Here is a 13,809-nt window from a genome sequence, read left to right on the forward strand (position 1 = left end):
GGGTTGACACCCCTCCTCGCGCGCGGCCAAACGCGTCAGCACTGCTCGTGACGGGACCACCCCACCCGAGCGCATGGAAAAAGCCAAGAGCAAAAGCCAAGAGCGGCTCGGCTTCGCCTTCGCTTCGGCTCGCCTTCGGCCTCGTGGTTGAGAGCGGCTCGCCCCCCGGCTTTGCGTCTGGGGCGGCTTGCCTTGGCTTCGCGGGTGGTGCGCCGATGCTTGGATATCGGATGGAAACTGTCTTGTCCGAGGGTGCCGCACAGCACATTCGGACGTTCAGCGGCTAACGTCTCCCTGTGGCAGACGACCTGAGCACCACCATTGCCGAGGCCGCGCGGTTACTGGCCGACGCCCGTGATGTGACCCTGCTCAGTCACATCAATCCCGATGCCGACACGCTCGGGAGTGCATTGGCCGTTGGGCTCGCGTTGCACCGGCGTGGGGTGGCAGTGCGCGTGGCGTTCGGGGCGCCCGAGGTCGTGCCTGAGAGTTTGCGGGCGTTGGACGTCGCCGGGTTGCTGGTTCACCGCGATGAGGTGCCGGTGGCGCCGGAGTTGCTGGTGGTCATGGACACCGGCAGCGTGCAGCGGCTCGGGCCGTTGGGGGATCGGGTTGCGAATGCGCGGGGGCCCGTCATCGTTGTTGACCACCACGTGTCGAACACGCGGTACGGGACTGTGCATTGCATTGATGAGCACGCTGAGGCGACTGCGCTCATCGCGTTGAAGTTGCTCGACGAGATGGACGTCGAGGTCGACGAGCCGATCGCTCGGTGTCTTTACGCCGGGCTTGTCACCGATACCGGGGGATTCCGCAAGGCCGGGCCCGCTGCGCATGAGACGGCGGCTCGGCTGTTGCAGACCGGGGTTGACGCGTACACCGTTACGCGGCCGCTGATGGATGCTCATCCGTTCGCTTATCTCGGCATGTTGTCGCGGGTGCTGGCGCGGGCCGAGCTGGATCGGGGCGCCGCGGGTGGGCTGGGGCTGGTGCATGCCGTCGTCGGGCTCGAGGACGCTCGTGAGGTGCGCAGCGAGGAGGTGGAGAGCGTGATCGACGTCGTGCGCTCCACGTCCGAGGCCGAGGTGGCCGCTGTGCTGAAGGAGCTGCGGCCCGGGCACTGGTCGGTGTCGTTGCGGGCGGTCGGTGTGGTCGACGTTCGTGAGGTGGCGCAGGTCCTCGGGGGTGGTGGGCACCGGCTGGCGGCCGGGTTCACCTTCGACGGGGGCTCGGAGCAGGTCGTTGCCGCGCTGAAGGGCGCGTTGGAGCGGGTGGGGTCATGACACGGACTGGTAGTCCGCGGCTGCTGCGGGAGATCAACGACCGCGCCGCGATCGAGACGTTGTTGCGCAGCGGTGCGATGACGCGGGCCGAGCTGGAGGAGGTCATCGGGCTGTCCAAGCCCGCTACCGCCCAGCTGCTGGCTCGGCTCGAGGAGGACGGCATGGTCGTCCGCACCGGGTTGCGCGGGGGTGGGCGTGGGCCGCGGGCGCAGATGTGGGCCGTCAACGGCGGTGTCGGGTACGTGGCGGCGGTGGCGTTGTCGCCGGAGATGATCGACGTGGTCGTCGCGGACATCACGGGGTCGTTGCTGGCCGAGCACAGCGCGCCGATGCCCAAGGAGCACACGCTGCGGGCGTTCCGCGAGACGGTGCAGAAGGCGGCGGCGCTGGCCGGGTTGCGGCTCGACGCGTTGTCGCACGTCGTGGTGGGCACGCCGGGTGCGGTGGACCCGTCCACCGGGCACCTCGGGTTCGCGCCGCACCTGCCGGGGCTGGTGGACGTCGACCTGCCGTCGACGTTGCGCGACCTGCTGGGCACGTCGGTGTCGATCGAGAACGACATCAACCTCGCCGCGCTGGAGGAGATGAGCTCCGGCCGGGCGGCGGGCGTGCGGAACTTCGTGCTGTTCTGGCCGGCGGACGAGATCGGGTCGGCGGTCGTCGTCAACGGCGTGCTGCTGCGCGGGGTCACGGGCGGCGCCGGTGAGATCGACTCGATGCAGATCCCCGGCGGCCGGTACGGCGACCTGGTCGACAACGAGGCCATCGTGGCGCTGGCGGCGACGCACGGGATCACGGCGGAGTCCGGGCTGAAGGCGGTCGCCCAGGCTCTGACCGCGGGGACCGAAGGGCGCGCGTTCTTGTCGGACCTCGCTCGTAGGATCGCTTTGGGGCTGGCGAACGTGGTGTGCGTGCTCGACCCGGAGCTGGTGCTGCTCTCGGGCGGGGTGGCGCAGGCCGGTGGCGAGACGTTGTGCGACCTGGTGGCGGCGGAGCTGCTGAAGCTGGTGGTGCCGCGGACGCCGGTGAGCCTGGCGCAGATCACGGCGAACCCGGTGCGGTCGGGGGCGCTGCACTCGGCGCTCGCGGTGGCGCGCGAGCGGGTGTTCGGGCTGCCCCAGCGCTCGTGAGTCGTGGCGTGAGTGGTCGCCGTCACCGGACGGACGGCGTCGTCAGCGCTTAGGTTCGACGGGTGGAGGATCGGGTTCCCGCTCGGCGGGTCATCGGGCTGGCGGTGCCCGCACTGGGGGTGCTGGCGGCCGAGCCGTTGTACGTGCTCGTCGACACGGCGGTGGTCGGGCATCTGGGCGCGTTGCCGCTCGCCGGGCTGGCGCTCGGTGGTGTGCTGCTCACGCAGGTGTCGACGCAGCTGACGTTCCTCTCGTACGGCACGACGGCGCGCACGGCCCGGTTGCACGGGGCCGGGCGGCGCGGGGAGGCCGTCGAGGAGGGCGTGCAGGCGACCTGGCTCGCGCTGGCGGCGGGCGTGCTCGTCGTGCTGCTGGGACAGGTGTTCGCGCGGCCGTTGGCGGAGCTGCTCGCCGGGGACGGCGCTGTCGCGGACGCGGCGGTGGAGTGGGTGCGGATCGCCCTGTTCGGGGCGCCGTTCATCCTCGTCACGATGGCCGGCAACGGGTGGATGCGCGGCGTCCAGGACACGAGGAGACCGCTCAAGTACATCCTGATCGGCAACGGCATCAGCGCGGTGCTGTGTCCCGCGCTCGTCTACGGCGCCGGCTGGGGGCTGGAAGGCTCGGCGATCGCCAACGTCGTGGCGCAGGTGCTGTCGGCGTCGCTGTTCTTCAAGGCCCTGATCGCGGAGCACGTGTCGTTGCGGCCTCAATGGACGGCCATGCGCGCGCAGCTCGGCATGGGGCGCGACCTGGTGCTGCGGAGTTTGGCGTTCCAGGCGTGCTTCATCAGTGCGGCTTCCGTGGCGGCACGGACGTCCGTCGGTGCGTTGGGTGCGCATCAGGTCGTGTTGCAGCTGTGGACGTTCCTCGCGCTTGTGCTCGACTCGCTGGCCATCGCTGCGCAGTCGCTGGTCGGCGCGGCGCTCGGCGCGTCGCGGCGCAAGCAGGCGGAGACGCTCGCCTGGCAGATCACGCGGTACGGGCTGGTGTTCGGCATCGGGCTCGGGGCCGTGTTCGCGGCGCTGTTCACCGTGCTGCCGCGGGCGTTCACCTCGGACGCCGGCGTGCTCGCCGAGATCCCGCACGCCTGGTGGTTCTTCGTTGCGCTGCAACCGATCGCGGGTGTGGTGTTCGCGTTGGACGGCGTGCTGCTCGGTGCCGGTGACGTGAAGTTCATGCGCACGGCGACGCTCGGGTCCGCGGTGGTCGGGTTCCTGCCGCTGGTGTGGGCCTCGTACGCGTTCGGGTGGGGGCTCGCCGGCATCTGGACGGGGCTGTCGGCGTTCATGGTGCTGCGGCTGGTGGCGGTGCTCTGGCGGGCTCGGTCGGGGGAGTGGGCCGTGGAGGGCGCGGTGCGCTAGTGGGCCTGCTCACAGGCCCGCACCCCGATCGGCCGCTGTGGTCGACCTCACGGCATGGAATCGTTACCAAGAAGGTTGTTTAGGCGATGTAACTAATGTCTGCCTACCTCTGACCTGGGAGAGTGCCGTCTTGCCGTCGGTCGATCGCGCCACCAGAACCTCGTGGCTGATCTGGACCACCGCCGTCTTCGTCTACTTCGCCGCCCTGTTCCACCGCACCACGCTCGGCGTGGCCGGTCTGGAGGCGAGCGAACGCTTCGGGCTCGGACCCGCGCAGCTCGGTGTGTTCACCGTGCTGCAGATCGGTGTCTACGCCCTCATGCAGATCCCCACCGGCCTGCTCGTCGACCGCTACGGGCCGCGCCGCGTCCTCACCGTCGCCGCGCTGCTCATGGGCACCGGCCAGCTGCTCTTCGCCGTCGCCGACTCCTACGCGCTGGGTCTCACCGCGCGAGCCGTGCTCGGCATGGGTGACGCGATGACGTTCATCAGCGTGATCCGCCTGGTCGCGACGCATTTCCCGCCGCGCCAGTACTCGCTCGTCGTCGCCGTCACGGCCGCTATCGGCGGCGTCGGCAACCTCGTCGCCACCGTGCCGCTGACGCTGATGCTCGGCTCGATCGGCTGGACGTGGGCGTTCCTCATCGCCGGCGGCATCACCGCGCTGTACGCGGCCGTGGCGTTCCTGCGGGTGCGCGACGTGCCGGACGGGTTCGTCGCGCCCAAGCCGGAACCCGTGCCGTTCAAGAAGATCTGGCCGAAGGTGCGGCAGGCGTGGAGCGTCCCGGGCACCCGTCTCGGGTTCTGGGCGCACTTCAGCACGATGTCCACACCGGCCGTCATCGGCCTGCTGTGGGGCTACCCGTACCTCGTGCAGGCGCAGGGCATGTCCCCGAAGGCGGCGTCCTCGACGCTCGGTCTGCTGGTCGTCGGCGCGATCGTGGCGAGCCCGATCATCGGCGGGCTGTTCTCGCGCAACCCGGAGTGGCGCATGCCGATCTCGGTCGGGTTCCTGGCGTTCGCACTGGCCGGCTGGGCCGTGCTGCTGCTGTGGCCGGGCGGGCGCGTGCCGGCCCCGGTCCTCGCCGTGGTGTTCCTCGTGCTCACCGTGGGCGGGCCGATCTCCGGCGTGGCGTTCGCGCTGGCCCGCGACTACAACCCGTCGCACCGCCAGTCCACGGCGAGCGGCCTGGTCAACGTCGGCGGCTTCCTCGCCGTGACGGTGACGGCGCTGGGCGTCGGCGTGCTGCTGGACCTCGTCGAAGGGGTGCTCAGCCCGCAGACCGCGTTCCGCATCGCGTTGAGCTTCTGCGTGCTGGTGCTCGTGGTGGGCGGCTGGCGGATGCTCGTGTGGTGGCGGCGTGCGCGTGCCGCCGTGTTCGCGGCCGAGGAGCGCGGCGAGACCGTGCCGGTGCAGATCCGGCGTCGTCGTTGGGACGCTCTGCGCGTCGCTTAGGATTTGCCGCCGTGAAACCCTCTGTTGCACCGGGCCTGGTCGTCGTCGACAAGCCGGACGGCATGACCTCGCACGACGTGGTGGCGCGTGTGCGCAGGATCCTCGGCACCCGCAAGGTCGGGCACGCCGGCACGCTCGACCCGATGGCCACCGGCGTGCTCGTGCTGGGCATCGAACGCGCCACCAAGCTCCTCGGCCACCTGGCGCTCGACAGCAAGGCCTACCTCGCCACGATCGTGCTCGGCGCGTCCACCACCACGGACGACGCCGAGGGCGAGGTCCTGTCCACTGTGGACGCCTCCGAGGTGACCGACGACGCCGTCGCCGCCGAGGTGGCGAAGCTGACCGGCCCGATCCAGCAGGTGCCGTCGGCCGTGTCCGCGGTGAAGATCGACGGCAAGCGCGCGTACGCACGAGTACGTGCGGGTGAACAGGTCGAGATCCCCGCACGGCCCGTGACGGTGCATCGGTTCGACGTGCTGTTCACGCGACGTGAGGACAAGACGGTCCTGCTCGACGTGATGGTCGAGTGCTCCTCCGGCACGTACGTGCGCGCGTTGGCCCGCGACCTCGGCGTCGCACTCGGTGTCGGCGGGCACCTGGGGGCGTTGCGGCGCACCAGGGTCGGCCCGTTCGACCTCCGCGTGGCGCGGACGCTCCAGCAGCTGGAGGACACGCCCGGCCTGTCGCTCGACCTCGACGCCGCGGTCGCCACGGCGTTCCCGCGCCGCGAGATCGACCCGGCCGAGGCGTCGGCGCTGTCGCACGGGCAGCGGCTGCGCGCGGGCGGGATCGACGGCACCTACGGCGTGTTCGGGCCGGACGGGCACGTCATCGCGCTGGCCAAGGACGAGGGCACCGCCTGCAAGCCGGTGGTCGTGCTCAGCCCGGCGGGCTGAGACAGGTGTCGAGCAGCGGGCAGGGCGGCCGACGTAGGCTGATCACCGTGCAACGCTGGCGCGGTCTCGACCACCTCCCCGGCGGCTGGGGCCGCTGCGTGGTCACCATCGGTGTGTTCGACGGAGTCCACAAAGGGCACCAGGCGCTCATCGGCAGGGCCGTCGAGCTCGCCCGGGAGCGCGGCCTGCCGTCGGTGCTGATGACGTTCGACCCGCACCCGTCCGAGGTGGTGCGCCCCGGCAGCCACCCCGCCCAGCTCACGACGCTGCGCCGCAGGGCGGGGCTGGTCGAGGAGCTCGGCATCGACCACTTCGTGGTGGTGCCGTTCAGCCTCGAGACCTCCCGGATGCCCGCCGACGAGTTCGTGCACGAGGTCCTGGTCGAGAAGCTGCACGCGGCGGCGGTCGTCGTGGGCGAGAACTTCACCTTCGGGTACAAGGCGGCCGGTACGGTCGCGTTGCTGCGCCAGCTCGGGCAGCGGTTCGGGTTCGCGACCGAGGGGGCTGATCTGGTGTCCGCAGAAGAGGTGACGTACTCGTCCACCTACATCCGCGCGTGCATCGACGCGGGGGACGTGAAGGCGGCGGCCGAGGCGCTGGGGCGCCCGCACCGTCTGGAGGGGATCGTCGTCAAGGGCGACGGGCGGGGCAAGGACCTGGGCTTTCCGACCGCCAACCTGTCGACGCCCAAGTTCGCCGCGGTGCCGGCGGACGGCATCTACGCGTGCTGGTTCACCGACGCCAAGGGCGCGCGCCTTAAGGCCGCGGTGAGCGTGGGGACCAACCCGACGTTCTCCGGGCGGGAGCGGCGCGTCGAGGCGTTCGTGCTGGACGTCGACGAGGACTACTACGGCCAGCGGGTCGCCGTGGACTTCGTCGAGAGGCTGCGCGAGATGGAGAAGTACGACTCCGTCGAGGCGCTGCTGGAACAGATGCACCGGGATGTCGACCGAACGAGGGAACTGCTCGCGGAGTCGTGAACGTCAGATCAGGCGAAATGGGCATCTGAAAGCCGCTGTGCTGGCAGGATGCGGGGCAGAGTGCGGGCTACTGGAGAGGCCAACGGTGGAGGACCACAAGATCGTGCAGCGCAACCTCGCGCTTCAGCGGGAGTGGTACGGGGAGCCCCTGGGTGACCGAGTGCGCCGCCTGGTCGTGGCCTTCAACGTGTCCCAGGCCCAGCTCGCGGACGTGCTCGGGATCAGCGCGCCCATGCTCAGCCAGGTGATGAGCGGCCGCCGGGCCAAGATCGGCAACCCGTCCGTGCTCGCCCGCATGATCATGCTGGAGCGCAAGGTGCTCACGCCGGACGTGGCGACCGGGGCTCCCGAGGCGTTGCAGCGCGCGCTCGACGACGTGCGCGAGTCCAAGCCGACGGTGTCCCGCGACTCGCTGCCCGTCAACGGCGACGAGAGCGTCGCGTATCCGGTGCTGCGCCGCGTCGCGGACCGCTCCGAGCTGCAGCAGGCGGCCGACCTGCTCTCCGACGACTTCCCGGCCATCGCCGACCTGTTCCGCCGCGTCATCAGGGCCGCAGGCAGGTGACGCTGTTCACCGCGCTCTTCCCGCCGCCGAACGTGGTCGACGAGCTGAGCGCGGTGCTCGATCCGGGCATCGGCCTGGAATGGACGAAACCCTTCAAGTGGCACATCACGCTGTGCTTTCACGGCGAAACCGCAGATGAGGAACGTTTCGCGGCGCTCGAAGGCCACGAGGTCCCCGAAATCCGGCTCAGGAACTTCGGCGTCTTCCGCGGCAAGGTCCTCTGGGCGGGAATAGCCGGCGACTTAAATCGGTTGGCGACGTCGGCGGGTGCGGGCGATGATTGGTTCGCGCACCTGACGGTGGCTTACGGGTACGGGGGCCAGGCGATGCCGGAGTTCCTGAGCAGCCCGTGGCAGCCATCCGAGGCGGTGCTCGTGAGCAGTGCCGACGGCGTGTACACATCCGTGTCGCGGGTGGGGTTGCGCACGTCAGCGCGCCGCTGAGCACGGTGCCTGATAGCCTTCGCAGTTGGGTCTGGCTGCGGTCCGTGGCGGCCAGCACCGGCTACCCCGGCCAGCAATTCGGCGGGCGTGGGGCCGCACGGACCTGAACAAGTAGGAGATTCACCCAGTGGCACTGTCCACGGAGCAGAAGAAGTCCATCCTCGGCGAGTACGGGCTGCACGACAGCGACACCGGCTCCACCGAGGCGCAGGTCGCCCTGCTGAGCAAGCGCATCGCGGACCTCACGGAGCACCTCAAGCAGCACAAGCACGACCACCACTCCCGCCGTGGTCTTCTGCTGATGGTCGGCCGTCGCCGCCGTCTGCTGAACTACCTGACCAAGGTGGACATCAACCGCTACCGCGCGCTCATCCAGCGCCTCGGTCTGCGCAGGTGACACTTGCCGAGGGGGAGTGACCGGCCGGTCACTCCCCCTCGGCGCACAACCGGGTGTATACAGATCCCTGGTTGCAAAGAGGAAGCACAACAGGACCCGCGTCGCGCGAGAAGCAGTTTTCGCGCCGGTCCTCGGTAGTGGTTCCCTGGTGGATTCGCCCCAGGGGGCTTCGATCGAAGACCGGCCTCGTCACCAGAAGCGTGAGCGGTGTCCAAAAGACGAGGAGCAGACAAGTAAATGACGGACACTGAAGTCCACGAGGCGACTGCCGTAATCGACAACGGCAAGTTCGGCTCGCGCTCCATCCGCTTCGAGACCGGGCGCCTCGCGCGTCAGGCCGCCGGCAGCGTGGTGGCGTACCTGGACGACGACACGATGCTTCTGAGCGCCACGACGGCGTCGAAGCACCCCAAGGACCACTTCGACTTCTTCCCCCTCACGGTGGACGTCGAGGAGCGCATGTACGCCGCGGGCCGCATCCCCGGCTCCTTCTTCCGGCGCGAGGGCCGTCCGAGCACGGACGCCATCCTCACCTGCCGCCTGATCGACCGTCCGCTGCGCCCGTCCTTCGTGGACGGTCTGCGCAACGAGATCCAGGTCGTCATCACGGTCATGAGCCTCAACCCGGCCGACCTGTACGACGTCGTGGCGATCAACGCCGCGTCCGCGTCGACGCAGCTCGCCGGCCTGCCGTTCTCCGGCCCGATCGGCGGCGTCCGCGTCGCTCTGATCGAGGGCCAGTGGGTCGCGTTCCCGACGCACGAGCAGCTCGAGAAGGCCGTGTTCGACATGGTCGTCGCGGGCCGCGTGGTCGAGTCCGGCGACGTCGCGATCATGATGGTCGAGGCCGAGGCCACCGAGAACGTGATCGACCTGATCGGCGAGGGCGCCGTCGCCCCCACCGAGGAGGTCGTGGCCGCGGGTCTCGAGGCCGCGAAGCCGTTCATCAAGGTCCTCTGCGAGGCGCAGGCGCAGCTCGCGCAGGTCGCCGCCAAGGAGACCGGTGACTACCCGACGTTCCCGGCCTACCAGGCCGACGCGTTCGAGGCCGTCGAGTCCGCTGCCTCCGGTGAGCTCGCCCAGGCGCTGACCATCGCGGGCAAGCAGGAGCGCGAGACCACGCTCGACGAGATCAAGGCCGCCACGCTCGACAAGCTGGCCGAGCAGTTCGAGGGTCGCGAGAAGGAGGTCGGCGCCGCGTTCCGCTCGCTGACCAAGAAGCTCGTGCGCCAGCGGATCCTGCGCGACAAGGTCCGCATCGACGGCCGCGGCCTCACCGACATCCGCGACCTGGGTGCCGAGGTCGCCGTGATCCCGAGGACGCACGGCTCGGCGCTGTTCGAGCGCGGCGAGACCCAGATCCTGGGTGTCACCACGCTGAACATGCTGCGCATGGAGCAGCAGATCGACTCGCTGTCGCCCGAGACGCACAAGCGCTACCTGCACCACTACAACTTCCCGCCCTACTCGACCGGTGAGACCGGCCGCGTGGGCTCGCCGAAGCGCCGCGAGATCGGCCACGGTGCGCTCGCCGAGCGCGCCCTGATGCCGGTGCTGCCGAAGCGCGACGAGTTCCCGTACGCGATCCGCCAGGTGTCCGAGGCCCTCGGCTCCAACGGCTCGACGTCCATGGGCTCGGTCTGCGCCTCGACCCTGTCGCTGCTGAACGCGGGTGTCCCGCTGAAGGCGCCGGTCTCCGGCATCGCGATGGGTCTCGTCTCCGACGAGGTCGACGGCGAGACCCGCTACGTGGCGCTGACCGACATCCTCGGTGCCGAGGACGCGTTCGGCGACATGGACTTCAAGGTCGCGGGCACCAAGGAGTTCGTGACGGCGCTGCAGCTCGACACGAAGCTCGACGGCATCCCGTCCGAGGTGCTGGCGCAGGCGCTGGGCCAGGCCCGCGACGCGCGCTACACGATCCTCGAGGTCATGGCCGAGGCCATCTCCGACCCGGACGAGATGAGCGCCTACGCGCCGCGCGTCACGTCGGTGAAGATCCCGACCGACAAGATCGGCGAGGTCATCGGCCCGAAGGGCAAGATGATCAACTCGATCACCGAGCAGACCGGTGCCGACATCTCCATCGAGGACGACGGCACGATCTACGTCGGCGCGGCGGACGGCCCCTCGGCCGAGGCCGCGATCGGCCTGATCAACGCGATCGCGAACCCGCAGCTGCCGAAGGTCGGCGAGCGCTTCCTGGGCACCGTGGTGAAGACGGCCGCGTTCGGCGCGTTCGTCTCGCTGCTGCCCGGCAAGGACGGCCTCGTCCACATCTCGAAGCTGGGCAACGGCAAGCGCATCGCAAAGGTGGAGGACGTCGTCAAGGTCGGCGACAAGCTCCGCGTCGAGATCGCCGACATCGACCAGCGCGGCAAGATCAGCCTGGTCGTCGTGTCCGAAGAGGACGCGGCGAAGCCGGCCGACGCTCCGGCCGCGGAGGAAACCGCTGCTGAGGCGGCTCCCGCGCAGTGAGTGCGACGAGCAACAACGTGACGGCCGCGGGTGCAACCACCCGCGGCCGTCCGCGTACTGCGACGCCGGGGCATCTGCAGAAGCCCGGCAGCACGCGCGTGCTCGAGACGTCCGCGGGGTCCGAGGTGCGGCGCAGCATGCTGCCCTCGGGCCTGCGGGTCATCACCGAGCGCATCCCGGGCGTGCGGTCCGCCTCGGTCGGGCTGTGGGTGCAGGTCGGTTCCCGGGACGAACGGCCCGAGGTCGCGGGTGCCGCGCACTACCTGGAACACCTGCTGTTCAAGGGAACCGCGCGCCGCACGGCCGCGGCGATCGCGGAGGAGATCGACGCGGTCGGCGGTGAGCTGAACGCGTTCACGGCCAAGGAGCACACCTGCTACTACGCGCACGTCCTGGACGAGGACCTGCCGCTGGCGGTGGACCTGGTCGCGGACGTGGTGTTCGAGGCGATCTGCGGTCCGCGCGACTTCGAGACCGAACGCGGTGTCGTGCTCGAGGAGATCGCGATGCGCGACGACGACCCCGAGGACCTGCTGCACGACGCGTTCATCGAGGCGTTGTTCGGCGGGCACGCGCTGGGGCGTCCGGTGCTGGGCACCGAGAAGTCCATTCAGGACATGGAGCGGGACAACCTGTTCTCGTTCTACAAGAAGCGCTACACGTTGCCGCGCATGGTGTTCGCCGTCGCGGGCAACATCGAGCACGCGCAGGTGATGCGCCTGGTGCGCAAGGCCGTCGGTGACCGGCTGTCGCGGGAGGGCAGCGCGGTGGCGCCCCGAGCGGGTCGTGCGCGCATCGCCGACGCCCGCAAGCTGGTGCTGCACACCGACGACACCGAGCAGGCGCACCTGATGCTCGGCATGAAGGGCCTGGACCGCCACGACGAGCGCCGGTTCGCGTTGAACGTCCTGAACGCGGCGATCGGCGGCGGCATGAGCTCGCGGCTGTTCCAGGAGGTGCGCGAACGGCGGGGCCTGGCCTACCAGGTGTACTCGTCGGTCGGGCTCTACGCGGACACCGGCACGTTCTCCGTCTACGCGGGCTGCCAGCCGGACCGGCTGGGCGAGACCGCCGGCGTGATCCGCGAGGTGCTCGTGGACATCGCCCGCGGCGGCCTCTCGGACGCGGAGGTGGCGCGCGGCAAGGGACAGCTCCGCGGCGCGTTGGTGCTGGGCCTGGAGGACACCAGCTCGCGGATGTCGCGCATCGGCAAGTCGGAGCTGAACTACGGCGACCACCTGAGCGTGGAAGCGACCCTGGCGCGCATCGACGAGGTGTCCGCCGAGGAAGTGGCGCTGCTCGCACGTGAGCTGCTGCGCAGGCCCGTCGCCGCGGCGGTGGTGGGACCTTACGATCACGCCGACGATCTGCCGGACCAGGTACACGAGGTGATTGCATGATTCGCGTCGGAGTTCTCGGCGCGCGGGGCCGCATGGGTTCCGAGGTGGTCCGCGCGGTCGAGGCCGCGAAGGACATGGAGGTCGTGGCGGCGATCGACGCCGACGACCCGCTGTCCGCGCTGGTCGACGCCGGTGCCCAGGTCGTCGTCGACTTCACGCACCCCGACGTCGTGATGGACAACCTCGCGTTTTGCGTCGAGGCCGGAATCCATTGCGTGGTGGGCACTTCCGGGTTCGACGCCGAGAAGCTGGCCGCCGTCGAGGCGTTGCTCGAGGGTCGATCGCACGTCGGTGTGCTGGTGGCCCCGAACTTCGGCATCGGCGCCGTGCTGCTGATGCGCTTCTCGGAGATCGCCGCCCGCTACTACGAGTCGGCCGAGATCATCGAGCTGCACCACCCGCGCAAGGCCGACGCGCCCTCGGGCACGGCCGCGCACACCGCCCGCCTGATCGCGGCGGCGCGCGCCGGCATGGACCCGATGCCCGACGCGACCACCGTCGAGGAGCCGGGTGCGCGCGGCGCCGCGATCGACGGCGTGCGCGTCCACTCGCTGCGGATCTCCGGCATGATCGCGCACCAGGAGGTCGTGTTCGGTGGCGAGAGCGAGACCCTGACGCTGCGCCAGGACTCGTTGCACCGCACGTCTTTCATGCCCGGCGTCGTGCTGGGCGTGCGGGAGATCGTCTCCCGTCCCGGACTTGCGGTTGGCCTCGACAAGTACCTCGACCTGTGAAGGTCCGCATCACCGTTGGAGTGCTGATCGCGGCTCTCGCGGTCTACTTCGTCCTGCTAGCCGGCCGCGCGGTCGCGTTGCTGCAGACCGGTTCCCTGGTCGGTGTGCTGCTCGGCGTCGGCGTGCTGATCCTGCCGCTGCTCGGGGTGTGGCTCGTGTACTCGAACCTGCGGTTCGGGTGGGAGACCGAGAAGATGGCGCGCGAGCTCGACGCGGACGACCTGCTGCCGGACGTCTCGCACCTGCCGCGCCGTCCGTCCGGGCGGGTCGATCGGGAGGCCGCGGACTCGTGGTTCGAGGAGCGGCGGGCCGAGGTCGAGGCTTCGCCGGACGACTGGCGGGTCTGGTTCCGGCTGGCTCACGCGTACGACATCGCGGGGGACCGCGGGCGGGCGCGGGAGACGATGCGGAAGGCGATCGAGCTGCACTCCTGATCTTGTCGGGGGTGGTGAGTACGTTGATACGCAGGGGTTCCCGGTTCGGGGGGACCCCTGCGTCAGCATGCGCGCAGGGCTGGGGGCGGTCGGGCTGTGGGGTGAGTCGGCGGGGCGGCCGGGTGGCTTGTGGGGGTGCGCGGGCTGGTAGCGGTGTGAGGGCGGGGGCTTGCGGGGCGCGCGGGTTGGTGGGGGCGTGAGGATCAGGCGGCCTGCGCGACAGGTGTCCCGGCAGGGGCGCGAGAT

Annotated in this window: 13 protein-coding genes; all 13 read left to right on the forward strand. The window is 70.2% G+C overall.

Going from position 1 to position 13,809, the window contains the following annotated elements:
* The first annotated feature begins 296 nt into the window (after positions 1 to 296).
* The 13 genes from ACFWV3_RS10515 (at position 297) to ACFWV3_RS10575 (ending at position 13,563) form a co-directional block, all read left to right on the forward strand.
* On the forward strand, positions 297 to 1,283 hold the full coding sequence (locus ACFWV3_RS10515; RefSeq protein WP_382410504.1) for a bifunctional oligoribonuclease/PAP phosphatase NrnA: 987 nt from the start codon (positions 297 to 299) through the stop codon (positions 1,281 to 1,283).
* Positions 1,280 to 2,413, forward strand: coding sequence for an ROK family protein (locus ACFWV3_RS10520; RefSeq protein WP_382410506.1), 1,134 nt, complete (start codon positions 1,280 to 1,282; stop codon positions 2,411 to 2,413). The genes ACFWV3_RS10515 and ACFWV3_RS10520 overlap by 4 nt, the downstream gene beginning before the upstream one ends.
* Positions 2,414 to 2,475: 62 nt before the next feature.
* A complete protein-coding gene (locus ACFWV3_RS10525; protein ID WP_382410508.1) occupies positions 2,476 to 3,777 on the forward strand; it encodes an MATE family efflux transporter in 1,302 nt (433 codons plus the stop codon).
* A 130-nt stretch (positions 3,778 to 3,907) separates the two neighbouring features.
* On the forward strand, positions 3,908 to 5,233 hold the full coding sequence (locus tag ACFWV3_RS10530; protein ID WP_382410510.1) for a nitrate/nitrite transporter: 1,326 nt from the start codon (positions 3,908 to 3,910) through the stop codon (positions 5,231 to 5,233).
* A gap of 11 nt (positions 5,234 to 5,244) precedes the next feature.
* Positions 5,245 to 6,132 (forward strand): tRNA pseudouridine(55) synthase TruB, encoded by an 888-nt coding sequence (truB, locus tag ACFWV3_RS10535; RefSeq protein ID WP_382410512.1) that lies wholly within the window; start codon positions 5,245 to 5,247, stop codon positions 6,130 to 6,132.
* A 47-nt stretch (positions 6,133 to 6,179) separates the two neighbouring features.
* Positions 6,180 to 7,112 (forward strand): bifunctional riboflavin kinase/FAD synthetase, encoded by a 933-nt coding sequence (locus tag ACFWV3_RS10540; protein ID WP_382410514.1) that lies wholly within the window; start codon positions 6,180 to 6,182, stop codon positions 7,110 to 7,112.
* A gap of 85 nt (positions 7,113 to 7,197) precedes the next feature.
* Positions 7,198 to 7,677, forward strand: coding sequence for a helix-turn-helix domain-containing protein (locus tag ACFWV3_RS10545; protein WP_382410516.1), 480 nt, complete (start codon positions 7,198 to 7,200; stop codon positions 7,675 to 7,677).
* On the forward strand, positions 7,674 to 8,120 hold the full coding sequence (locus tag ACFWV3_RS10550) for a 2'-5' RNA ligase family protein (protein ID WP_382410518.1): 447 nt from the start codon (positions 7,674 to 7,676) through the stop codon (positions 8,118 to 8,120). Before ACFWV3_RS10545 ends, ACFWV3_RS10550 begins: the two co-directional genes overlap by 4 nt.
* Before the next feature lie 127 nt (positions 8,121 to 8,247).
* Positions 8,248 to 8,517, forward strand: a complete 270-nt coding sequence (gene rpsO, locus ACFWV3_RS10555; RefSeq protein ID WP_030471762.1) for a 30S ribosomal protein S15 — start codon at positions 8,248 to 8,250, stop codon at positions 8,515 to 8,517.
* A 237-nt stretch (positions 8,518 to 8,754) separates the two neighbouring features.
* Positions 8,755 to 10,995: a polyribonucleotide nucleotidyltransferase gene (locus ACFWV3_RS10560; protein ID WP_382410520.1), complete on the forward strand. Its 2,241-nt coding sequence runs from the start codon at positions 8,755 to 8,757 to the stop codon at positions 10,993 to 10,995.
* A gap of 98 nt (positions 10,996 to 11,093) precedes the next feature.
* Complete coding sequence (locus ACFWV3_RS10565) at positions 11,094 to 12,395, forward strand: M16 family metallopeptidase (RefSeq protein ID WP_382410522.1); 1,302 nt, start codon at positions 11,094 to 11,096, stop codon at positions 12,393 to 12,395.
* Entirely contained in the window at positions 12,392 to 13,129 is a 738-nt protein-coding gene (gene dapB, locus ACFWV3_RS10570; protein ID WP_382410524.1) for a 4-hydroxy-tetrahydrodipicolinate reductase, read from the forward strand. Before ACFWV3_RS10565 ends, dapB begins: the two co-directional genes overlap by 4 nt.
* Positions 13,126 to 13,563, forward strand: a complete 438-nt coding sequence (locus ACFWV3_RS10575; protein WP_382410526.1) for a tetratricopeptide repeat protein — start codon at positions 13,126 to 13,128, stop codon at positions 13,561 to 13,563. The genes dapB and ACFWV3_RS10575 overlap by 4 nt, the downstream gene beginning before the upstream one ends.
* Positions 13,564 to 13,809: the final 246 nt, after the last annotated feature.

The organism is Lentzea sp. NPDC059081 (genome assembly GCF_042738015.1).
Lineage (GTDB): Bacteria > Actinomycetota > Actinomycetes > Mycobacteriales > Pseudonocardiaceae > Lentzea.

Coding starts and splice junctions, on each gene's coding strand:
- ACFWV3_RS10520 (WP_382410506.1), top strand. CDS start 1,280: ATGACACGGACTGGTAGTCCGCGGCTGCTGCGGGAGATCAACGACCGC.
- dapB (WP_382410524.1), top strand. CDS start 12,392: ATGATTCGCGTCGGAGTTCTCGGCGCGCGGGGCCGCATGGGTTCCGAG.
- ACFWV3_RS10560 (WP_382410520.1), top strand. CDS start 8,755: ATGACGGACACTGAAGTCCACGAGGCGACTGCCGTAATCGACAACGGC.